This is a genomic window from Pseudomonas sp. PAMC 25886, from assembly GCF_000242655.1.
Taxonomy (GTDB): Bacteria; Pseudomonadota; Gammaproteobacteria; order Pseudomonadales; family Pseudomonadaceae; genus Aquipseudomonas.
Genome location: NZ_AHHC01000050.1, coordinates 53,685 through 72,944, shown reverse-complemented (window position 1 = coordinate 72,944; position 19,260 = coordinate 53,685). Strand labels below are relative to the sequence as shown.

Here is a 19,260-nt window from a genome sequence, read left to right as displayed (position 1 = left end):
ATGAATGCACCGCGACCCGCGCCGATCAAGGCTGTGATCTTCGACATGGACGGCCTGCTGCTCGACACCGAAGGCATCTACACCGAAGTCACCCAGATGATTGCCGACCGCTACGGCCTCACGTTTGACTGGAGCATGAAGCAGAACACCATCGGCCTGGGGGCCTATGAGCTTGCCAGCTATATCGTGCAAGCCGTGGGCTTGCCGATGAGCCCCGAGGTGTTCCTGCAGGAACGCACACCGTTGATGAATGCGCGCTTTCCACAAGCGGCGGCGATGGCCGGGGCCCAGGCGCTGGTGCGGCATTTGTCGGCCCACGGTGTGCCGATTGCGGTGGGCACCAGCTCATCGCGGCATTATTTCGAGCTGAAAACCACCTTGCACCGTGAGTGGTTCGCCTTGTTCGACGCCATCGTCACGGCGGATGACCCACAGGTGGGTGCCGCCAAGCCGGCGCCGGACATCTTCCTGGTGGCCGCCGAGCGGCTGGGCGTGGCGCCGGCTGACTGCCTGGTGTTCGAGGATTCGCCATTCGGCATCACGGCGGCCAAGGCGGCGGGGATGTACGCCGTGGCCATCCCGGACCCGGCGATGCCGCAGGAGAAGTTCCTGCATGCCGATGGTCGACTGCTGAGCCTGGAGGCGTTTGACTTGCGGGCTTGGGGTTTGCCGTTACCCGATGCAGGATGAACCTTTTACCGGGCCAAGCGGTGGGACATGACCACCATTGGGATCGCTGTGATGTCGGTGCTGAAAGGGATTTCTGCCAGGCGTTCAAACCCGTAGCGTTGATAAAAGCGTTGGGCGCTTTCGTTGGTCTTGAGTACTTCGAGCCATAACAGCGGTTGCAGGTGGGTGCGTGCGAGCTGGTGTACGTGGTCCAGCAACTGCTGGCCGTAACCATTACCGGCCGCGGACTTCAGGAAATAGATCTTTTGCAGTTCGGCGCCTGCGTTATCGCTGCCCGGAACCTCCCGGTCCCAGTTGACCTTGGCGAACCCGACGGCACGTGCCTGTTCATCCTGGGCGAGTAACCAACAATGTGCCGAGGGACGCTCAAGGGTGTCTTGCAGCGATTCGGGGGAGAAGTCCTTGTCCAGGAAGCCCTGCATGCCCGCCGGGCTCCAGATGGCCGAGAAATGCTCGGTGTAGGTCTGGATGCCAATGTCACGCAGCACTGCAACATCGCTGACCGTCGCCTGTTTGATAGTGATCATCTTCCCTGCTCCATGAAGTGCACGCCTGTGCGACGCCCGGTAGGTTACACCGCTTTACCCGGGTGTATGGTAGACCGGGCAAACACCTGGATTATCTCTGGAGAGAGAGGTGACTATGAGCACTCCCATGCTGAACAAGCTGCATCTCAACGGCTACGACATCGTGCAGGTCAACAGTGGCCCGTGGCGGGTCTGTACCAAGGCTGATCGGCTGGCGTCCTTCGGTTCCCGTGAGCAGGCACTGGCGTATGCTGCTGCACTGCCGGGTTACAAGGCGCGGTCGAGGCCCGTTGCCAATGATGCGTGAACCCTCAACAGCCTCGGTCAGTCCGGGGCTTTTTATTGGGGCCTGATTGGGCAACACATAACCTGTAGCGAGGAGCTGGTTGTGGCGAGGGTGCTTGCTCCCGCTGGACCGGGCTGGCGCTCCAGTGCGAAGCGCTCCCCGGATTTTGGGGCCGCTACGCAGCCCAGCGGGAGCAAGCTCCCTCGCCACGGTGTGGCCTGTACAGCCTAGACGAATGGCTGGCCGCTGAAGCCGCGTGGCAGGCGCTGACGGCCTGGCAGATCGGTCAGGCGTTGGGTCCAGGCGCTGCGCCAGTCACCGGCGGCATGGGCGACTTTGGATCGGCGTGCGGCACGCCGGGCGGCGTTGCGTTGGGTGCGGCGGGCTTCCTTGTAGGCTTCGGTATTACGGCAGGTACGGCATTTGACCCGCTTCAGCTCGGTGCAGGAAGGGAGGTTGTTGCCGTGATGACCGCAGGCAAGATGCCCGGCGACCTTGAAGTGAATGACCATGTAAGCGTCTCCTTCTTGGGGGATGCGTCGCACCGGTAATCTGCTGATGCGCGCGGGCAGGGCGGGCAGCCGTTGGCTGATTTCACCGCTCTGTCTTTTTTATGACAGTTCGCTGCCCCAGGCGTTCGTTTGAGGGTATTGCGCCCACGTCGGCACCCATAGAGCCTGCTGCTGTTCGTGACGCACCCGCTCGTTTATTCTCCGGGCACACACACAATGTGACTGGAGTGGAAGATGAGTAATCAAGAGTCCCAGGAAGGCGGCTGCCGTTGTGATCGGGTGCGGTTTACCGTGACCGAAAAACCGTTGATCACCATGGCGTGCCACTGCACCGGCTGCCAGAAGATGTCGTCCAGCGCGTTCTCCCTGAGCGCGCTGATCCCCAGCAGCGGATTTACCATCACCCAGGGCAACCCGGTGATCGGCGGGCTGCACGGCGTAGACCGCCATTACTGCTGCCCGCACTGCATGAGCTGGATGTTTTCCCGCCCCAACGGTGTCGAGGACTTGATCAACCTGCGGCCCACCATGTTTGATGATGTCAGCGACTATGTGCCGTTCATTGAAACCTGGACCAGTGAAAAGCTGCCGTGGGCGACGACCCCTGCGCAGCACAGCTTTGCGCAGTTGCCGGAGCGAGAGAATTTCCCGGCATTGATACAGGCCTACGCCGAGTTCAACGCCAGTTGAACTAGTCGATCAGCGCCAGCAGGTCGGTGTCGCCCACGTCGCGCCCGGCCTGCGTCAGCAGCGTTGTCACCTGGCCCCGGTGGTGGGTCTGGTGATTGAAGAAATGCACCAGCAGTGCATGAAAATTCTTGTTCATGGCCGTGCCTGCCATGTTGCGGTACTGCAGCAGCTGCTCCAGGTCCGGCTCAGTGATCGATTGCGCCCATTCGATGATGAGTCGGTCGAGCCAGGCTCGGTGGGCCGACAGTTCTCGGATGTCGGCGAACGCCAGTTGGTCCAGGCGTGGCGGCACTTCCAGCGTGCTTAACGGCGCCAGCGCGGTAAATTGCGCCGGATGCTCGGCGAAACGCTTGAGCCAGACGCGATCACCCAGGGCGAGGTGGTTCAGCGTGCCCAGGATCGAGCTGAAGAACGCGCCACGGTCGGCCATTAACGCCTCGTCGCTCAGGCCGCCGGCAGCCTCGTACACCTTGCGGTTCATCCACTGGTTGTAGCTCGCCATCAAGACAATCTGCTCGGTACGGGTCACGTGGTGCGTCCTCCATGGGGGGTTGGCAGCATGATAGTGCGTGCCTGCCGGGCGGTCATGGTGTTCTGGCGCAGCCGGTCTATTGTTGTTGATCTGGAACTCTGCGCCCTGGGAGGGTGACACCATGAATACTGGCGATCTACTGGAACAATTGCTGCGCGCAGGCCAGGCCTCGACGCGTCAGCAGGGCGACGCTGCTCCGGCGTCCCAGGGCGGGCTCGGCGATTTGGGCGGGTTGCTCGGCGGCTTGCTGGGCGGCGGTGGCGCTTCAGCTTCCGGCGGTGGTGGCCTGGGCGGTCTGCTCGGAGGCCTGGGTGGCCTGTTGGGCGGAAGCCGTGCGGCGCCCCAAGGGCGCACCGGCGGCACCAACTATGCGGCGCTGGCCTCCCTGGGGATGATGGCGTTCCAGGCGTATCAGGCCTGGCAGCGGCAACAGGCGTCGGCACCGCAGCAGACCTTGCAAACGGTTGACCAATTGTCCGGCGCTCAGGTCGAGGAACACAGCCACGCCGTGCTGCGTGCGTTGATTGCGGCAGCCAAGGCCGATGGCGAGATTGATCAGCGCGAGCAGCAGATGATCTCGGCCGAGATCGGCAAGCACACCGATGATCCGCAGTTGCAGGCATGGCTGGATGCCGAGGTGGCCAAGCCGCTGAATCCGGCGGACTTTGCCGAGTTTGCCGCAGACCCGGCGGTGGCGGCCGAGGTGTACCTGGTCAGCGTGATGCTGGTGGATGACCAGCAGGACGCGGAGCGCAATTACCTGGATGAGCTGGCGGGGCAGTTGAAGATTGATCCAGCATTGCAGGTGCATCTGGAGCAGCAGGCCAAAGGGCAGGTTTAGCCGCTGCGGCAAGTCTTGCGTCTGACACGTGTGGTGAGGGGGCTGTGGCGAGGGGGCTTGTCCCCCGTTGGGCTGCGAAGCGGCCCTGATTCATCCACCGCTGTATTTCTGAAAGATCGCGGTTGCCTTTCTGGGGCCGCTTCGCAGCCCAGCGGGGGACAAGCCCCCTCACCACAGGTTGTGTGTACTTCCCTTGGTTTTTAGAACCTGAGTGTAGCGCCGGTTGTCAGCCACTGATGCCGATCCCCGATCAAACTGCGCCCCACCACCAGGTCCACATCCACATTTTTACCGATATGCACCCTCGGCCCGGCTTGCCAGGCCTGGTCGCCGCCTTGCTGGCCGTAACGTTCGGCGATCAGCGTCAGTGAGTCGGCCAGGGTGTATTCAAACCCGGTGCCCCAGGTCGGTCGATGGGTTTGGTCGCCGTCGTTATAGGCATGGCTCCAGCCCGCATTGAAGTTCAGCCGCAGGGCGTCCATGGGCTGCCATGTAAGCGGCACATTCAAGTCCGCACCATCAAACGAATGCTGGCGGTTCAGCGCGTAATGCACGCCGGCAGACGCGGCCAGTTCCAGGCCCAGGTCTTCCCGGGCCCACAACTGCGCCTTGAGCTGCGGATTCACCTGGGTTTCGCCCTCGCCATCATGGTTGGCCCGCGACACGGCCGCAGTCCACTGCAACCACGGAATGGCCGTGGAGGTGCACGCCGGCGCCAGGGTTTCGCTGTGGGTTGAGCCGTCGTGCCGATTGGCGGTGAACCAGGCGTCGACATTGCATTCGCCCGGGGCATTGATCGCGCCGTCGTCGACCACGTAGGAGCCACCGGCCGCATAGGCATTTGACATCAGGCTGAGCACCAGCACGACGCCCAGGGTCACGCCAACGAAGATCAGATTACGCCGCACCGCTCGTAGCTTGGAGGCGGGCAGGGGATGGAAGGTAACGTGGGTGCTGCGGTTGCGGTATTTGGTGAAACCGTCAGGGGTGTGTTTCTTGTACATGGTGAACCTCGATCAACAGCCTGAGGCGTGTCCCGGCCGGACTTGGCAGGGACGCGCCGTGATTCAAATAGAAAAGGGTGTGCAATTGGGTACCGCTACAACTGGGTTCTTCGTTCATGTCTGGATGCTCCAGTAAGGGTTGATTCAGCTGTCTACCGTCAGCACATGGATGCCGCAGGCCTTGGCCTGGCTCACCAGTTCCGAGGTGTCGTCGCCACCGGGCAGCGCGATGATCACGTCGGGCCGGCTGTCGGTGAGCATGAACTGGTTGCGATGACGCTCGGCCTGCTTGCCATGGCGTTGCCAGTTGGGTGGGTAACGCACCACATCCACGCCGGTTTCCCGGGCCCAGTCCTCCACGTCGCTGCCCAGGAACTGGCTGCCGCCGTGGATCAATACCTGCACCGGGCGCAGGCGGTGGTAGGCGTCCAGCACCTGGCGGGACATTTTTGTATCGGCGTAATGACGACCTGCACAGATCAAGACGCGCATGGTGATGTTTCCTTGTATTGCGTATTGCCATTTATCGACGCGGGCGCAGCAAGCGGAGGCAGGTGCTGTTCAACGTGCTGGAAAAGCCCAGCATGAAGCGCATTTCCACGGCGCTGAGCAGGTTGCGTACGTAAAGCCGTACGCCCAGCACCATCACCGCCTTGGCGGCTTGGGCGAGGCCGTACACCAAGACCGCGCGTGCGGCGTTGTCGAGGTAGCTCATGAGTCGGTTCATTGTCAGTCTCCGCAGGCGCTGGCTATCCATCGATAGCCAGCGCTTTTCAGGGGCGGTTGATCAGTACCACTGCTTGAAGCGGCGGATGTAGAGGGTTTTCATCAGCTGTGCCACGCAGCAGTAGGCGACCAGGGTGCCCACCAGCCATGGGAAGTACGCCAGTGGCAGCGGCTCCAGGCCCACCATCGCGCCCAGCGGCGAGAACGGTACGTAGATGCCCAGCCCGATCACGATGCACGTCATCATCATCACCGGCCATGCGGCGTTGCTCTGGAAGAACGGGATCTTGCGGGTGCGCAGCATATGCACCACCAGGGTTTGCGAGAGCAGCCCCTCGATGAACCAGCCGGACTGGAACAGGGTCTGCATTTCCACGCTGTTGGCCGAGAACACGTACCACATCAGGGCAAAGGTGGTCATGTCGAAGATCGACGAGGTCGGTCCGATCCAGATCATGAAGCGGCCGATGTTTTTCGCATCCCACTTGCGCGGCTTGGCCAGGTATTCCTTGTCCATCTTGTCCCACGGCAAGGCCAGCTGGGAGATGTCGTACATCAGGTTTTGCAGCAGCAGGTGGATCGACAGCATCGGCAGGAACGGAATGAATGCGCTGGCCACCAGCACCGAGAACACGTTGCCGAAGTTGGAACTGGCGGTCATGTTCAGGTACTTCATGATATTGCCGAAGGTCTCACGGCCTTTCAGCACGCCTTCTTCCAGCACCATCAGGCTCTTTTCCAGCAGGATGATGTCGGCCGATTCCTTGGCGATGTCCGTCGCGCTGTCCACCGAGATACCCACGTCGGCGTCCCGCAGGGCCGGTGCATCGTTGATGCCGTCGCCGAGGAAACCCACGGTGTGGCCGTTGGACTGCAAGGTCTTGAGCACCCGGGACTTTTGCAGCGGCGTCAGCTTGGCAAACACCGTGCGTTCCTCAACCCGCAGCTTGAGGGTGGCGTCGTCCATCGCTTCGATTTCCACGCCCAGCAACGGCACGCCGGGCTCCAGTCCGACCTGGCGGCAGATCTTGCTGGTGACGATAGCGTTGTCGCCGGTGAGCACTTTGACCGCCACACCAATTTCGCGCAGGGCAGCGATGGCCGGGCCTGCGGTTTCCTTTGGCGGATCGAGGAAGGTCAGGAAGCCACGGATCACCAGGTTGCGCTCATCGGCGGTGGTGTACTGGTTGCGCGCCAGCGCTTTTGGAATGTTGCGGGTGGCAACCACCAACACCCGGAAGCCGTCTTCGTTGTAATCCTGGGCAATCGCCAGCAACTCGTTGCGACGACGATCATCCAGCTCGACGGCAACGTCACCCTCCATCACATGGGTGGAAATGCTCAGCATCTCCTCGACCGCGCCCTTGCACACCAGCAGGTGATCGTTTTGCGCGTCCTTGACCACAATCGACAGGCGACGACGGATAAAGTCGAACGGCAATTCATCGACCTTGCTGTAGGCGAACGGCACCTGGAACTTCGGGTTCTGTTCCGAGAACTGTACGACCGCCTGGTCCATCAGGTTCTTCATGCCGCTTTGGTGATGGCTGTTGAGCCAGGCCAGGGTCAGCACCGAGTCATCACGGTTGCCAAAGGCGTTGACGTGGTGCTCGAGGATGATCTTGTCCTGGGTCAGGGTGCCGGTCTTGTCGGTGCACAGCACGTCCATTGAACCGAAGTTCTGGATCGCGTTGAGGCGCTTGACCACCACTTTGCGCTTGGCCATGGCGGTTGCGCCCTTGGCCAGGTTGGCGCTGACGATCATCGGCAGCATTTCCGGGGTCAGGCCTACCGCAACTGCCAGGGCGAACAGCAAGGCATCGCTCCAGTCACCCTTGGAGAACCCGTTGAGGAAAAACACGATCGGCGTCATCACCAGCATGAAGCGGATCAACAGCCAGCTGACGCTGTTCACCCCACGGTCAAACGCGGTTTGTACCCGGGAACCGACAATCGCCTTGGCCAGGGAGCCAAAGTAGGTGCGTGGTCCGGTGGCAACCACCACGGCTTTCGCCCGGCCACTGACCACGTTGGTGCCCATGAAGCAGATGTTCGGCAAGTCCAGCAGGTTGCCCTGGTCTGCCGCCGTGGAGGTGGCGGATTTTTGCGTGACATCGCCCAGGGTGTCGTACTTCTCCACCGGCAAGGCTTCGCCGGTCAGCACGGCCTGGCTGATGAACAGGTCGCGGGACTCGATCAGGCGGATATCGGCCGGGATCATGTCGCCGGCTGACAGTTGCACGATATCGCCGGCCACCAGGTCGCGCATCGGCACTTCCCGCAGGGTCGGCGTGGAGCCCACTTGTTCGCGGCGCAACACCGTGGCAGTGGTGCGCACCATGGCTTTCAAGGCTTCGGCGGACTTGGCCGAGCGGTGTTCCTGCCAGAACCGCAGCAGGCTGCTGAGCATGACCATGGTCATGATAATGATGACCTTGGTCAGGTCGGCTTCTTCACCGGCCTGCAGCGGCAGCCAGTAATCGGTAACGAAGCTGATGCCGCCCAGGGTCAGCAGCACATAGATGAACGGGTTGTTCAGTGCCTGGAGGAATTGCACGATGGCGTGAGGCGGCTTGTCGTGGGCCACCTCGTTGTAGCCTTCACGTTGCAGGCGGGCAGAGGCGTCCAGTTCGGTCAGGCCATCCTTGGTTGCCCGGACATTGGCGAGGGTTGCCGAGAGGCCGTTCTGGGCTTCGCGGGCAGCACGCATCGACAGCTTGGTGTCGGTGTCGGTGCCGTTTTTCTTGTGCAGTTTCGGGTTTTTTACTGCGCTCATTGTGTGTACTCCTGTCGCCAATTTTTCGACAAAACATACCCGGTACTTACCTGATGACAGGCGAGCGAAAGCATGCCGAGTCGCTGACTTCGCGATCGGTTTAAATAAAGTGTTGAGTAACTTTCTAGAGGCCCGCTAACAGCGCGTTAGTTAACTAGCGCGCAGCGGGCTACTACTGGCTTCGTCCATAGAGAACTCCAGCTAAATAATTAACGGATAATCAGGAAGTTGCTGTTTCCAGCCGGCTTACGCCGCGCGAGCGTCCACGTAGAGGCTCAGCATCAGGCTCGCTTGCGCGACCAGGCCGGAAACGTCCCGTCTCTGTGGGTCTTGAGGGTCGGCGTGATCCCATTGCTGGACCAGGTGGCCGGTGGTGGGGCAGATACGCCAGTGGGCCAGGGGAGCCGGGCACACGCGGGGGGATGAGGTCACAAAAGCGCTGCGGGTAGGCGAAAAGCCTACGGGCTCGCGGCACAATTTGGCACGCAGGGCCGACGCCAGCGTACGCAGATCAGGCAAAGCAATCAGTTGAAAGGTCATAACACACCTCGGGACCGGACTGGCATCCGGTGAGGCAGTTACGTTGGAGCGTCAGGCTCTAGCGCAGCTTACTCGGCCGGAAAGGCGAGTCCCGTCATTTTCTCTGGGTTTTGCGCCCGATTCGCCGCATTCACGGTGATCGGACAGCGACTAGATACTGTGTCCATTGGCTTCTTTTGTGAGGTTAAAAAATGGCCCGGAGTTGCAGGCACGGGCAATCTACTCAGGCAGTTGCTGCCTGTCAACATTTAATGACTTAATTTGTTACCGGTTCAGAGTTCGTTCAGACAAAAAGGGAGGGAAGTTATAGTATCCAATGCACTTATTGATAAATGATCTGTACCGGGTGGATAACGCGGAGTCACAATGCCGCAACAACTTCTATGTGTGTGTGCACGAGGCAACTTCCCATGTTCGATGTTCTCGGCAATAGAACCTATCGCCACTTGTTCCTGGCGCAAATCATCGCGCTGATCGGCACCGGCTTGACCACCGTTGCGCTGGGCTTGTTGGCGTTCGACCTGGCGGGTGCCCAGGCGGGCGCGGTGTTGGGCACGGCGCTGGCGATCAAGATGGCCGCCTATATCGGCGTTGCCCCGGTGGCCGCGGCCTTCGCCGAGCGCCTGCCACGTCGGGCGATGCTGGTGACCCTGGACCTGACCCGGGCGCTGGTGGCCCTGGCGCTGCCTTTTGTGACGCAGGTGTGGGAGATCTACCTGTTGATCTTTGTCCTGCAGTCAGCCTCGGCGGCCTTTACCCCGACCTTCCAGGCGACCATCCCGGACATCCTCACCGATGAAAAGCAGTACACCCAGGCGCTGTCCCTGGCTCGTTTGGCCTACGACATGGAAAGCGTAGTGAGCCCGATGCTGGCCGCTGCATTGCTGACGGTGATCAGCTTCCACAGCCTGTTTGCCGGTACGTCAGTGGGGTTTGTGGTGTCGGCGCTGCTGGTGTCTTCGGTGCTGCTGCCTCAGGCCCGGGCGATGGTGCCTCGCAGCATTTATGAACGCACCACCCGGGGCGTACGGATCTTCCTTGCGACACCGCGCCTGCGCGGGTTGTTGGCGTTGAACCTGGCGGTGGCGGCGGCCAGCTCCATGGTGATCGTCAACACCGTGGTGCTGGTGCAGTCGCGCTTTGAATTGCCGCAACGGTTTACTGCGATGGCGCTGGCGGCGTTTGGTGCGGGGTCGATGATTGCCGCATTGGCGTTGCCCGGGCTTCTGAAAAACATCAGTGACCGAGTGGCGATGTTGGCGGGGGGCGGGTTGTTGATAGTGGGGTTGAGCGCCGGTATCCAGTTGTCGGGTTACGGCCAGTTGTGGGTGTTGTGGTGTGTGCTGGGGGTTGGTTACTCGCTGGCGCAAACACCGGGAGGGCGTTTGTTGCGTCGTTCTGCGCACGCTGAAGATCGTCCGGCGTTGTTTGCCGCACAATTTGCGCTGTCTCATGTTTGCTGGTTGATCACTTATCCGCTGGCGGGTTGGTTGAGTGCCAATGCGGGGTTGGTGGCGTCGTTTGCCGCGATGGCGGTGATAGCGGTGTTGGCGCTGATGGCTTGCGTTTTTCTGTGGCGACCGGGTCATGAGCAAATCCAGATGCTCCATCGTCATGATGATCTGCCGGTGGGGCATCCGCACTTGGCGCTTAACCATGGCGGGGTGCACAGGCACGACTATGTTATCGATGATCTGCACCGGCGGTGGCCGGCTTGATCAGAGGCGTGGCTTGATTTTTCCGGGGGGGGGCATATCCGTTTTTTTTGTGATGGCTTCGATTGGTTCCGCTCTTACAGCGGGTCACTTTTGAAAAGAGCCCAAAAGTAACCAAAAGGCTCTTGCCCCACCACTCGGCACCTCGCCTAGGCTCGGTGTTCCCTCACTCCGGCTTTGGACCGTGGGCCGCCGCGATGGGCCATCCTTGGCCCAGCGCGGCTAACCCGGCGTCCTGCCGGGTTACCCACGCTCCAAAGCCTGCGTTCGGCCAGCGTGGTTTAACGGGGCGCCTAAGATCAAGATCAAAAGCAGATCAACAGCACAGCGGCCTACAGGCCGGCTTGAGTGGTGTGAAGCAAAGGCAACATCAAAATCTACCAGCGGGCACGGTCCAACTGTAGGAGCTGGCTTGCCTGCGATAGCATCAACTGGGTGTATCTGAAAAACCGAGTTGTCTGCATCGCAGGCAAGCCAGCTCCCACAGAAAAGCAGAGCTGCATCAGTTTCAGATTTGGCTTTCGCTTTGGCTTTCGCTTTTGATCTGGCTTCTACCACTCAAGCCGGCCTGTAGGCCGCTGTGCTCTTGCTTTTGATCTTGATCTGACTGCCCCAATAAGCCCGAGGCCGAACGCAGGTGGTGCGGAGCGGGTAAACCGGCAGGACGCCGGTTTAGCCGCGCTGGGCCAAGGATGGCCCATCGCGGCGGCCCGCGGAGCATCGCCGGAGTGAGGGAACACCGAGCCTTAGCGAGGTGCCGACAGGCGGGGCAGAGCCTTTTGCTTACTTTGGGGCTTTTCCAAAGTGAGTCGCTGTAAGAGCGAAACCTTAGGAGGCCGTGACCGCAGCAACGGATATGCCCACCGCCCAACCCTCCTTCAAATCGCACGCAAAGCCAGAACCGCCAGATACAGCAACACCCCCCCGCACGCCCCATAACTGACACGCTGCCATAGGGGTGACGCGTTCTGGCGCAGCAGGTTGACGAGTGCCGCAATCAGAAAGCACGAAAGCACCGACGCCACCATAAACCCCGCAAAAAACATCAACGTCTGCCCATGGCTCGGCGCCGCCCCGACTATCCCAGACAACGCACTGCCCAGCGCCCCCCAATAAACAATGTTCTTCGGATTAGCCAACGAAATAGCCGCCCCCACCACCAGCGCATTCTGCCCGGACCCGGCCGGTGCACTTTCGGCCTCTGGCAAGCGCCAGGCGTCCATCAGGCTGCGAACCCCGAGCCAGGCCAGATACAACCCACAAACGGCCGTCAGCGGCACCCGCACCGACTCATGCTGGGTCAACAACGCCATGCCCGTCAGCCCAATCACCGCCCACACGGCATCCCCCACCAGCGATCCAATCTGCACCAGCAGCGCCGGCGTGAACCCATGCAACAGCCCACGGCGCAGCGTCTCCGCCAACACCGCCCCCGGCGACAGGCAAAACACAAAACCAAATACCAGCGCCGAAAAAAAGATCGTCAACATGCCTGCCTTCCTTCAAGTGATGGCCGGCATTTTGCGCGAGGGCAGGTGAGGCGTCTTGAACCAGATTGCGCTTTTCAGCCCTTGAGTACGCTTTGATAGCGCCCCGGTGTGATGCCGTAAGCCGCCCGGAAATGCCGATTGAGATGGCTCTGGTCGGCGAACCCAAGGGCGTGGGCAACCTGCGACGCTGCAACGCCCGAGCGCAGCAGGCCTTTGGCGCGTCGGGTGCGCAGTTGCATCGCCCACTGGCGCGGACTCAGTCCGGTTTCTTTCTGAAAGGCCCGCAGCAGATGGAATTTCGACAGGCCCAGCTCATCACCGAGGGTGTCGAGGGCAACGGCCTGATGCAGGTTTTCGGCGAGCAGCTCCTGGGCCTTGATCACCAGCCCGCGACCCGCTGCGGTGCTACCGGGCAGGCGCACACCGCTGCAACTGACCACCTCGCCGAGCAGCACCACCAGGGCTTCTTCGCTCAGCTCGCGGGCCATTGGATCGGCACTCAACGAGCCTTCGATCGCCCCGGCCAGCTTCATCGCCAATTCCGGCTGGAAGCACAGCGAACGGTCGAACTCCAGGTGCGCCAGGCCCAGGTCGGTCGCCAATTGGTCAGCGGTCGCATACAGGCTGACAAAGCGCCACGGCTGCCCCTCGGCCGCGCCGCCGCCCTGAATTTGCCCCGGGTTGTACAAGGTGATGCTGCCGGGGCCCGCCTCGAAGGTGCGGCGGTCCAGCCACACCTGTTCCTCGCCGAGCAGGTTGACGCCGATCACACATTCATCATGGCTGTGGCGGGCAAACGTCAAGCCGGTGCAGGAGGTACTGCTGACTTCGTAGTTGCCCAGCCAGGCGTGTTGCATGGAACGCATTGAGGTGGCTCGCAGTGACGGTTGCCCGCGAGCATACGCCGGAAAAGGGCTTCAGATCGACCGTTGATTGACCCGTTTCGACAGTGCTTCGCTGCTCTCCTTGCGCTCTGAATAGCGGTCGACCAGGTCCGGGCGATCCCGCAGCAGCAGGGTGAATTTCACCAGCTCTTCCATCACATCCACCACCCGGTCATACAGTGCCGACGGCTTCATGCGGTCCTGATCGTCGAACTCCATATAGGCCTTGGGCACCGACGATTGGTTGGGGATGGTGAACATGCGCATCCAGCGTCCCAGCACCCGCAACTGGTTGACGGTATTGAACGACTGCGAGCCGCCGGATACCTGCATCACTGCCAGGGTTTTACCCTGGGTCGGACGCACCGCGCCGAGGGCCAATGGCACCCAGTCCAGCTGTGCCTTGAACACCGCCGACATCGAGCCGTGACGCTCCGGCGAACACCAGACCTGGCCGTCGGACCACTGCATCAGTTGCAGCAGTTCCTGGACCTTGGGGTGGTCGTTGGGCGCATCGTCCGGCAACGGTAAGCCCGACGGGTTGAAGATGCGTGTCTCGGCGCCAAAGTGCTGCAACAGGCGCGCGGCTTCTTCCACCAGCAGACGGCTGAACGAGCGTGGCCGAGTAGAGCCGTAGAGCAGCAGGATGCGCGGCGGTGGGTCCAGTTGTTGCGGCTTGGACAGGTCGTGGTTCAGGTTGGGCAGGGTACTCATCAGTTGCTCCGGTTACAGCGCCGCGATGCGATCGAGTTCGGCCTTGATTTCGACCGGACCCAGGCTGGCAAACGGAATCTCGAAAAAGTCCCGGCAACGGCGTTCAATTATGTCCAGGGTGGTGTGAAACGCAGCGTCGATCTCAGCTTCATCTCCTTGAACATCTGACGGATCTTCCAGCCCCCAGTGCGCCTTGAGTGCCGGGCCGAAATACACCGGGCACGCTTCCCCGGCAGCCTTGTCGCACACCGTGATCACGATGTCCGGCGGGTTGCCTTCAAAGGCGTCGTTGCCCTTGCTGTACAAACCCTCGGTGCTGATGCCGGCGGCCTTCAGGGTGGTCAGGCTGCGGGGCAGTACCTGGCCCTTGGGAAAACTGCCGGAACTGATGGCCAGGAATCCTTCTGGCGCCAGGTGATTGAACAGCGCTTCCGAAAGGATGCTGCGGCAGCTGTTGGCGGTGCACATGAACAGGACTTTCATTGAGTGGACTCCGTCAGAAACTCAGGCGCAAGGCGAGGGCGGCGAGGGTGATCAACAGCACGGGCAGGGTCAGCACAATGCCGACCTTGAAGTAGTAACCCCAGGTGATGGTGATGCCTTTGCGCGCCAGGATATGCAGCCAGAGCAAGGTGGCCAGGCTGCCGATGGGGGTGATTTTGGGGCCGAGGTCGCTGCCGATCACGTTGGCGTAGATCATCGCGTCCTTGACCACGCCCACGGCATGGCTGGCCTCGATGGACAGTGCACCGATGAGTACGGTCGGCAGGTTGTTCATCGCCGAAGACAGCAGGGCGGTCAGCACGCCAGTGCCCAGGGCGGCGCCCCATACGCCGTAACCGGCGAAGGTGTCGAGCCAGGTGGCGAGGTAGTCGGTCAGCCCGGCGTTGCGCAGGCCGTAGACCACCAGGTACATGCCCAGGGAGAAAATCACGATCTGCCAGGGCGCTTCCTTCAGCACCTTGCGGGTGGAAATCTTGTGGCCCTTGGCGGCGATCACCAGCAGCAAGGTGGCGCAAGCGGCGGAGATGGCGCTGATGGGAATGCCCAGCGGTTCCAGGGCAAAGCAGCCCACCAGCAGGATGCCCAGCACCCACCAGCCGGCCAGGAACGTCGCGCGGTCGTGGATCGCACTGGCGGGATCGTCGAGGTCTGCCGGGTCGTAGGTTTGCGGAATATCGCGTCGGAAAAACCACAGCAATACCGCGAGGGTCGCGGCAACGCTCACCAGGTTTACCGGCACCATCACGGCGGCGTATTCGTTGAAGCCAATCTTGAAGTAGTCGGCCGAGACGATGTTCACCAGGTTGGACACCACCAGCGGCAGGCTCGCGGTGTCGGCGATAAACCCGGCGCCCATGACAAACGCCAGGGTGGCGGCTGGGGAAAAGCGCAACGCCAGCAGCATCGACATCACGATGGGGGTGAGGATCAGCGCCGCACCGTCATTGGCGAACAACGCCGAGACCAGCGCACCCAGCAGTACCATATACGCGAACAATCGCCGGCCGCGCCCACGGCCCCAGCGCGCCACATGCAAGGCGGCCCAGGCGAAAAAGCCGGCCTCATCCAGCAGCAGGCTGATGATGATCAGTGCGACGAACGTGCCGGTGGCGTTCCAGATGATGTGCCACACCACCGGAATATCCGCCAGGCTGATAACGCCAAGCGCCAGGGCCAGGATCGCGCCCATCGTGGCGCTCCAGCCTACGCCCAGGCCCTTGGGCTGCCAGATGACGAGGATGATGGTGAACAGAAAGATAGCAACGGCAACAAGCATGAAAAGCTCTCCGCAGGGTCAGCAGCAGGCGCTGGCCCGTTGTGGTCGGTCGCCCATGGTGTCCAGACGCTGGGCGTCTGTTTTTAACCAGGCTTGGTTGGCTTGCAGGGTGGTGTCGAGCACCGCCGTCACCCACTCAGGCAATGCCGGATTGAGGCGGTAATAAATCCACTGGCCCTGGCGACGGTCCAGCAGCAACCCGCAACTGCGCAGTTGCGCCAGGTGGCGGGAGATTTTTGGCTGGCTGTCGTCCAGAGCATGGATCAACTCGCACACGCAAAGTTCGCCTTCGCGCACAATCAACAGCGTCAGCCGGACGCGGGTGGCGTCGGCCAGGCATTTGAAGACGTTGGGCGGGGAGAAGGGATCGGCCATGTGAGACGCCTTGATACATATGGAAATACGAATATACGTATTTCCATATGTATTGGTCAAACCCTGTTTCGATTGATCTACGTCAACGGCCCGACAATCGACGACAAGTGGTTGAAATTAAACTGAAACACAAATGTCCTAAAGTGCCTGCCCATTGGTGATGAAGGAAGAAAACGTGTGACCCGTGCCACTCGCAACCTGCGCAAGACCCTCGATTCCGTCGCGGACAATAACGAAACCGCGGCCTTTGACCTGATGCGCGCCGTCGAAAAACTCAGTGATGAAGTGCTGCGCCAGCGCCTGCTCAATACCATCCACCGGCTCAACCAGGACGCCCACGAACTGCGCGAAGCCCGGGATGCGGTGGAGCGAGTGTCGGTCAAGCTGGCGTGAGCACGATCGTTCAAGACAATCCCTGACACCGCTGGCATGCTTGTCGACTGACTGTCGATGAGCCCGTTGTGTATGCCTGATGCTCTGCCTCTAAACGCCTTTTCCCGTGGCGCGATTGCGATCATTCCGTTGTCCCTGGCCTGCGCGCCTTGGGGATTGCTGGCCGGTTCCACTGCAATTGACGCCCAATTCACCCCGCTGGAAGCCCAGGGGCTGTCGACCATCGTGTTTGCCGGTGCTGCGCAACTGGTGGCCATCGGCATGGTCAAGAGCGGCGCCAGCCTGATTTCGATCCTGCTGACCACCTTGTTGCTGACCTCCCAGCATTTGCTCTACGGCATGCACATGCGTCCCACGCTGTCGCCGCTCAAGGCCCGGTGGCGCATGAGCCTGGGCTTTCTGCTGACCGACGAATTCTTCGCCCTGGTCAGCCAATATGACCGCCAGACCTTCAACCGCTGGTACGCCCTGGGCGTTGGCCTGACGTTCTATATCATCTGGAACGTGTTTACCTTCGCCGGCATCGTGCTCGGCAAAAGCATTCCCGGGCTCGATCAACTGGGCCTGGAGTTCTCGATCGCCGCAACCTTTATCGCCCTGATCACCCCGGTGGTGCGCGACGTGCCGACCATTGTCTGTGTCGCGGTGTCGTTGCTGTGTTCGGTATGGCTGAGCTACCTGCATTGGGAGTCGGCGGTGGTGGTGTCCGGTGTATTGGGGATGAGTGCGGGGTTTGCCTGCAAGCGGCTGGGAGTGGGGCAACAATGATCTTCGTGATGATTTTTGGCATGGGCCTGATCGTGTTTCTCAACCGCTACCTGTTTATCGAGCCGCGCCTGCCGGTGCGTCTCAATCGCGGGGCGCGGGAGTTTCTCGGCTTTGCCGTACCGGGAATGCTCACCGCCATCTGCGGCCCGATCATTTTCCTCGCCGACCACACACTCAATCTGAGCGTGAGCAACCCCTACCTGCTGGCCGGGATCAGCGCGGTGGCGCTGATGTTCTGGACCCGCAGCGTGTTGATCACCGTGCTGTTGAGCATGGCGCTGTTCTATCTGTTCCGCTGGCTGCTCTGAAAAACAGGCAAAAAAAAGCCCGCGGGAGGGCGAGCTAGAAGGGAGACTTCTTAAAAATGAGCCTGCCGACTATAGGCGGCAAGGTCTCCCTTCACAGTGAAACAAAGTTCATGAATCTGTCAGCTATTCGATAACCGGGGCCGCGGCTTTCTTGTTGGCCTTGGCCTCGGCCGCCAGGCACTCCAGGGCAAACTGCTCGGTGTAGGTCATCTGGATCGGCGTGCTCTCGCCCTTGACGGTGCGCATCCCGTCGAGGATGTAGCGGATGCGCTTGTCGGTCACACCGATGCGTTTGGCGATCCACGAAGGCGTTTGGCCGATGCGGCTGATCAGCTTGTCGGCGTAGTCGGTGGAGGGGTTGTAGCGCTCGGCGTTGGGTGTCATGGGGTTTCCGGGTAAAAGCGGGTTCGTAAGTAGGCGGCAGGGTGACGCAATAATCATTCGGTGTCGCCTGCTAATGGTACAGTCGCGTTTTTTCCAAGGAAGCTACGGTATGCGGATGGTGGTCATTGGCGCATTGGTACTGGCATCGCTGGCCGGTTGCGCGGGCTCTAAGATGAAAGAGGCGCGTACCGGTACGCCCTACAAAACCCTGGCCTCGGACAAGGCGCCGCTGGTGGTTGCCCAGTGCATCCAGTTCGGCTGGCAGGACGAAGCCGTATTCGGCGTGGACGCCGGTGGTTTTATGGAGCCCGCACAGGCCGGCGGCTTCACCATCTACACCACGGCGGGTGATTATTTTGTCGATGTACGCAGCGCTGGCGCTGGCGCCACCGTCAACTATTACGCAGCCCAGGATGACTACCCGGCCAAGCGTCGCCTCGCCGCACTGGCGACTTGCCTGTAATCCCTTACGTTAGAAAAATTCAGAAATGCCCTGCGGACAGCCCCGCGGGCATTGTCTTAGTATTCCCGTGCTCACCCGGCGTGACGGCTCTTTACCGGTACAGGGACGTCGAGGCCGGAGCGCCGGGAGGGCAGTCTTTTTCTAGCGTGGCATATACCCCAGGTGCCAGCGCCGGGGAATCTTCAGCGACACCAGCCCCAGCAGCGCCGACAGCAAACCGCTGACCAGCAGCGCACGAATCCCCATGTGATGCTCCAGCAACGCGCCGATCACCGCACCGGCAAACATCCCGGCCCAGGGGATCAGTTGCACGCGCCAGCCATTGCGCCGTTCACCGAGCATCCAGCGGCCCAGCCCGCGCCCGAATCGCGACAGCGCCCCGGTGACGTAGGTCAGGCCCACCGGTAATCCATTCACTTCTTCGACGGCGGCGTTAAGCATGCCCATGGCGATGATCGCCGCCAGCAACGCTGGCAACTGATCCTCGAACGGCCAGGCCGCGGCCCCGCACAGCAAGGTGGCGATGCACAGCAACAGCGGCAGGGCATGGCGCCGGCTGATGCGGCTGACCATCACGCCCAGCGCGTTACCGGCGATAAAGGTCGCCACCAACAGCGTCAGGCGCCCGGTGAGTCCCAGGTCGCCTTCGCTGATCGCCACGGCGAGGCGCGTGGTGTTGCCGCTCATGAACGAGACAAAATCCCCGCTGGCCATGAAGCCGATGGCGTCGGTCATCCCCGCCAGTACGGAAAGGCTGGCCACCAGCATCAGCCCGACACGCCCGCGCCATTTGTGGCGGTGCAACAGGGCGGCGTTGGTGTAGGGCTTCAGGGATGAAGGCAGCATGGGGCCGGGTTCCTCG

25 protein-coding genes are annotated in these 19,260 nt (G+C 61.3%); 9 read left to right on the top strand and 16 right to left on the bottom strand.

Going from position 1 to position 19,260, the window contains the following annotated elements; genetic code table 11:
• On the top strand, window positions 1–690 hold the full coding sequence (locus tag MUM_RS0115845; protein ID WP_010171468.1) for an HAD-IA family hydrolase: 690 nt from the start codon (window positions 1–3) through the stop codon (window positions 688–690).
• Window positions 691–695: 5 nt separating this feature from the next.
• Here the strand turns inward: MUM_RS0115845 and MUM_RS0115840 are convergent, their stop codons facing one another.
• Complete coding sequence (locus MUM_RS0115840) at window positions 696–1,217, bottom strand: GNAT family N-acetyltransferase (RefSeq protein WP_010171467.1); 522 nt, start codon at window positions 1,215–1,217, stop codon at window positions 696–698.
• Window positions 1,218–1,332: 115 nt separating this feature from the next.
• Between MUM_RS0115840 and MUM_RS0115835 the strand changes: the two genes are divergently transcribed.
• A complete protein-coding gene (locus MUM_RS0115835) occupies window positions 1,333–1,524 on the top strand; it encodes a hypothetical protein (RefSeq protein WP_023658809.1) in 192 nt (63 codons plus the stop codon).
• A 206-nt stretch (window positions 1,525–1,730) separates the two neighbouring features.
• Here MUM_RS0115835 and MUM_RS0115830 read toward each other — a convergent pair whose 3' ends face one another.
• Entirely contained in the window at window positions 1,731–2,015 is a 285-nt protein-coding gene (locus MUM_RS0115830) for a hypothetical protein (RefSeq protein WP_010171466.1), read from the bottom strand.
• A gap of 234 nt (window positions 2,016–2,249) precedes the next feature.
• Here MUM_RS0115830 and MUM_RS0115825 point away from each other — a divergent pair, with 234 nt between their 5' ends.
• The gene (locus MUM_RS0115825; RefSeq protein WP_010171465.1) at window positions 2,250–2,705 is read left to right on the top strand and encodes a GFA family protein; all 456 of its coding nucleotides are present in this window, start codon (window positions 2,250–2,252) and stop codon (window positions 2,703–2,705) included.
• A 1-nt stretch (window position 2,706) separates the two neighbouring features.
• Here MUM_RS0115825 and MUM_RS0115820 read toward each other — a convergent pair whose 3' ends face one another.
• Window positions 2,707–3,234, bottom strand: coding sequence for a DinB family protein (locus MUM_RS0115820; RefSeq protein ID WP_010171464.1), 528 nt, complete (start codon window positions 3,232–3,234; stop codon window positions 2,707–2,709).
• A gap of 124 nt (window positions 3,235–3,358) precedes the next feature.
• Between MUM_RS0115820 and MUM_RS0115815 the strand changes: the two genes are divergently transcribed.
• Entirely contained in the window at window positions 3,359–4,078 is a 720-nt protein-coding gene (locus tag MUM_RS0115815) for a tellurite resistance TerB family protein (protein ID WP_010171463.1), read from the top strand.
• 200 nt (window positions 4,079–4,278) lie between these two features.
• Here MUM_RS0115815 and MUM_RS0115810 read toward each other — a convergent pair whose 3' ends face one another.
• From MUM_RS0115810 to MUM_RS0115790, 5 genes are all read right to left on the bottom strand, one after another.
• On the bottom strand, window positions 4,279–5,082 hold the full coding sequence (locus MUM_RS0115810) for a hypothetical protein (RefSeq protein ID WP_010171461.1): 804 nt from the start codon (window positions 5,080–5,082) through the stop codon (window positions 4,279–4,281).
• A 144-nt stretch (window positions 5,083–5,226) separates the two neighbouring features.
• Window positions 5,227–5,574: a DUF2493 domain-containing protein gene (locus tag MUM_RS0115805; protein WP_010171459.1), complete on the bottom strand. Its 348-nt coding sequence runs from the start codon at window positions 5,572–5,574 to the stop codon at window positions 5,227–5,229.
• Between the two features lie 31 nt (window positions 5,575–5,605).
• Window positions 5,606–5,809, bottom strand: coding sequence for a hypothetical protein (locus tag MUM_RS0115800; RefSeq protein WP_238535539.1), 204 nt, complete (start codon window positions 5,807–5,809; stop codon window positions 5,606–5,608).
• A gap of 60 nt (window positions 5,810–5,869) precedes the next feature.
• Complete coding sequence (gene mgtA / locus MUM_RS0115795) at window positions 5,870–8,584, bottom strand: magnesium-translocating P-type ATPase (protein ID WP_010171455.1); 2,715 nt, start codon at window positions 8,582–8,584, stop codon at window positions 5,870–5,872.
• Window positions 8,585–8,830: 246 nt separating this feature from the next.
• Window positions 8,831–9,124 (bottom strand): hypothetical protein, encoded by a 294-nt coding sequence (locus tag MUM_RS0115790; RefSeq protein ID WP_010171453.1) that lies wholly within the window; start codon window positions 9,122–9,124, stop codon window positions 8,831–8,833.
• A gap of 410 nt (window positions 9,125–9,534) precedes the next feature.
• Here MUM_RS0115790 and MUM_RS0115785 point away from each other — a divergent pair, with 410 nt between their 5' ends.
• Entirely contained in the window at window positions 9,535–10,842 is a 1,308-nt protein-coding gene (locus MUM_RS0115785) for an MFS transporter (protein WP_010171451.1), read from the top strand.
• 875 nt (window positions 10,843–11,717) lie between these two features.
• Here the strand turns inward: MUM_RS0115785 and MUM_RS0115780 are convergent.
• The 6 genes from MUM_RS0115780 to MUM_RS0115755 all read right to left on the bottom strand — a co-directional run bounded on the left by MUM_RS0115780 (window position 11,718) and on the right by MUM_RS0115755 (window position 16,082).
• Window positions 11,718–12,329 carry a LysE family transporter gene (locus MUM_RS0115780; protein ID WP_010171449.1) on the bottom strand — a complete coding sequence of 204 codons (612 nt, stop codon included), beginning with the start codon at window positions 12,327–12,329 and terminating at the stop codon, window positions 11,718–11,720.
• A 74-nt stretch (window positions 12,330–12,403) separates the two neighbouring features.
• Window positions 12,404–13,195 carry an AraC family transcriptional regulator gene (locus MUM_RS0115775; RefSeq protein WP_010171447.1) on the bottom strand — a complete coding sequence of 264 codons (792 nt, stop codon included), beginning with the start codon at window positions 13,193–13,195 and terminating at the stop codon, window positions 12,404–12,406.
• A gap of 51 nt (window positions 13,196–13,246) precedes the next feature.
• Window positions 13,247–13,930, bottom strand: coding sequence for an arsenical resistance protein ArsH (arsH, locus tag MUM_RS0115770; protein ID WP_443216242.1), 684 nt, complete (start codon window positions 13,928–13,930; stop codon window positions 13,247–13,249).
• Between the two features lie 9 nt (window positions 13,931–13,939).
• Window positions 13,940–14,410, bottom strand: coding sequence for an arsenate reductase ArsC (locus tag MUM_RS0115765; protein WP_010171442.1), 471 nt, complete (start codon window positions 14,408–14,410; stop codon window positions 13,940–13,942).
• Window positions 14,411–14,423: 13 nt separating this feature from the next.
• Window positions 14,424–15,707, bottom strand: a complete 1,284-nt coding sequence (locus tag MUM_RS0115760; protein ID WP_010171439.1) for an arsenic transporter — start codon at window positions 15,705–15,707, stop codon at window positions 14,424–14,426.
• Between the two features lie 18 nt (window positions 15,708–15,725).
• A complete protein-coding gene (locus MUM_RS0115755) occupies window positions 15,726–16,082 on the bottom strand; it encodes a metalloregulator ArsR/SmtB family transcription factor (RefSeq protein ID WP_010171437.1) in 357 nt (118 codons plus the stop codon).
• A gap of 177 nt (window positions 16,083–16,259) precedes the next feature.
• Between MUM_RS0115755 and MUM_RS0115750 the strand changes: the two genes are divergently transcribed.
• The 3 genes from MUM_RS0115750 (at window position 16,260) to MUM_RS0115740 (ending at window position 17,551) form a co-directional block, all read left to right on the top strand.
• On the top strand, window positions 16,260–16,475 hold the full coding sequence (locus MUM_RS0115750; protein WP_003212603.1) for a hypothetical protein: 216 nt from the start codon (window positions 16,260–16,262) through the stop codon (window positions 16,473–16,475).
• Window positions 16,476–16,547: 72 nt separating this feature from the next.
• Window positions 16,548–17,243, top strand: coding sequence for an AzlC family ABC transporter permease (locus MUM_RS0115745; protein WP_010171435.1), 696 nt, complete (start codon window positions 16,548–16,550; stop codon window positions 17,241–17,243).
• Complete coding sequence (locus tag MUM_RS0115740; protein WP_010171433.1) at window positions 17,240–17,551, top strand: AzlD domain-containing protein; 312 nt, start codon at window positions 17,240–17,242, stop codon at window positions 17,549–17,551. The genes MUM_RS0115745 and MUM_RS0115740 overlap by 4 nt, the downstream gene beginning before the upstream one ends.
• Window positions 17,552–17,674: 123 nt before the next feature.
• Here MUM_RS0115740 and MUM_RS0115735 read toward each other — a convergent pair whose 3' ends face one another.
• The gene (locus tag MUM_RS0115735) at window positions 17,675–17,935 is read right to left on the bottom strand and encodes a hypothetical protein (RefSeq protein ID WP_010171431.1); all 261 of its coding nucleotides are present in this window, start codon (window positions 17,933–17,935) and stop codon (window positions 17,675–17,677) included.
• A 109-nt stretch (window positions 17,936–18,044) separates the two neighbouring features.
• On the opposite strand from MUM_RS0115735, the gene MUM_RS0115730 reads away from it, so the two are divergent.
• The gene (locus tag MUM_RS0115730; RefSeq protein ID WP_010171430.1) at window positions 18,045–18,398 is read left to right on the top strand and encodes a hypothetical protein; all 354 of its coding nucleotides are present in this window, start codon (window positions 18,045–18,047) and stop codon (window positions 18,396–18,398) included.
• Between the two features lie 141 nt (window positions 18,399–18,539).
• On the opposite strand, the gene MUM_RS0115725 is transcribed toward MUM_RS0115730, so the two are convergent.
• On the bottom strand, window positions 18,540–19,244 hold the full coding sequence (locus tag MUM_RS0115725; protein WP_010171428.1) for a YoaK family protein: 705 nt from the start codon (window positions 19,242–19,244) through the stop codon (window positions 18,540–18,542).
• Between the last annotated feature and the right edge of the window lie 16 nt (window positions 19,245–19,260).

Bases quoted from the DNA above. Each gene is read 5' to 3' on its own strand.
- MUM_RS0115755 (WP_010171437.1), bottom strand. From the start codon at position 16,082: ATGGCCGATCCCTTCTCCCCGCCCAACGTCTTCAAATGCCTGGCCGAC.
- MUM_RS0115760 (WP_010171439.1), bottom strand. From the start codon at position 15,707: ATGCTTGTTGCCGTTGCTATCTTTCTGTTCACCATCATCCTCGTCATC.
- MUM_RS0115790 (WP_010171453.1), bottom strand. From the start codon at position 9,124: ATGACCTTTCAACTGATTGCTTTGCCTGATCTGCGTACGCTGGCGTCG.
- MUM_RS0115840 (WP_010171467.1), bottom strand. From the start codon at position 1,217: ATGATCACTATCAAACAGGCGACGGTCAGCGATGTTGCAGTGCTGCGT.
- MUM_RS0115825 (WP_010171465.1), top strand. From the start codon at position 2,250: ATGAGTAATCAAGAGTCCCAGGAAGGCGGCTGCCGTTGTGATCGGGTG.
- MUM_RS0115775 (WP_010171447.1), bottom strand. From the start codon at position 13,195: ATGCGTTCCATGCAACACGCCTGGCTGGGCAACTACGAAGTCAGCAGT.
- MUM_RS0115810 (WP_010171461.1), bottom strand. From the start codon at position 5,082: ATGTACAAGAAACACACCCCTGACGGTTTCACCAAATACCGCAACCGC.
- MUM_RS0115745 (WP_010171435.1), top strand. From the start codon at position 16,548: ATGCCTGATGCTCTGCCTCTAAACGCCTTTTCCCGTGGCGCGATTGCG.
- MUM_RS0115730 (WP_010171430.1), top strand. From the start codon at position 18,045: ATGCGGATGGTGGTCATTGGCGCATTGGTACTGGCATCGCTGGCCGGT.
- MUM_RS0115735 (WP_010171431.1), bottom strand. From the start codon at position 17,935: ATGACACCCAACGCCGAGCGCTACAACCCCTCCACCGACTACGCCGAC.
- MUM_RS0115725 (WP_010171428.1), bottom strand. From the start codon at position 19,244: ATGCTGCCTTCATCCCTGAAGCCCTACACCAACGCCGCCCTGTTGCAC.
- mgtA (WP_010171455.1), bottom strand. From the start codon at position 8,584: ATGAGCGCAGTAAAAAACCCGAAACTGCACAAGAAAAACGGCACCGAC.
- MUM_RS0115835 (WP_023658809.1), top strand. From the start codon at position 1,333: ATGAGCACTCCCATGCTGAACAAGCTGCATCTCAACGGCTACGACATC.
- MUM_RS0115780 (WP_010171449.1), bottom strand. From the start codon at position 12,329: ATGTTGACGATCTTTTTTTCGGCGCTGGTATTTGGTTTTGTGTTTTGC.
- MUM_RS0115830 (WP_010171466.1), bottom strand. From the start codon at position 2,015: ATGGTCATTCACTTCAAGGTCGCCGGGCATCTTGCCTGCGGTCATCAC.
- MUM_RS0115740 (WP_010171433.1), top strand. From the start codon at position 17,240: ATGATCTTCGTGATGATTTTTGGCATGGGCCTGATCGTGTTTCTCAAC.
- MUM_RS0115800 (WP_238535539.1), bottom strand. From the start codon at position 5,809: ATGAACCGACTCATGAGCTACCTCGACAACGCCGCACGCGCGGTCTTG.
- MUM_RS0115765 (WP_010171442.1), bottom strand. From the start codon at position 14,410: ATGAAAGTCCTGTTCATGTGCACCGCCAACAGCTGCCGCAGCATCCTT.
- MUM_RS0115805 (WP_010171459.1), bottom strand. From the start codon at position 5,574: ATGCGCGTCTTGATCTGTGCAGGTCGTCATTACGCCGATACAAAAATG.
- MUM_RS0115815 (WP_010171463.1), top strand. From the start codon at position 3,359: ATGAATACTGGCGATCTACTGGAACAATTGCTGCGCGCAGGCCAGGCC.
- MUM_RS0115845 (WP_010171468.1), top strand. From the start codon at position 1: ATGAATGCACCGCGACCCGCGCCGATCAAGGCTGTGATCTTCGACATG.
- MUM_RS0115785 (WP_010171451.1), top strand. From the start codon at position 9,535: ATGTTCGATGTTCTCGGCAATAGAACCTATCGCCACTTGTTCCTGGCG.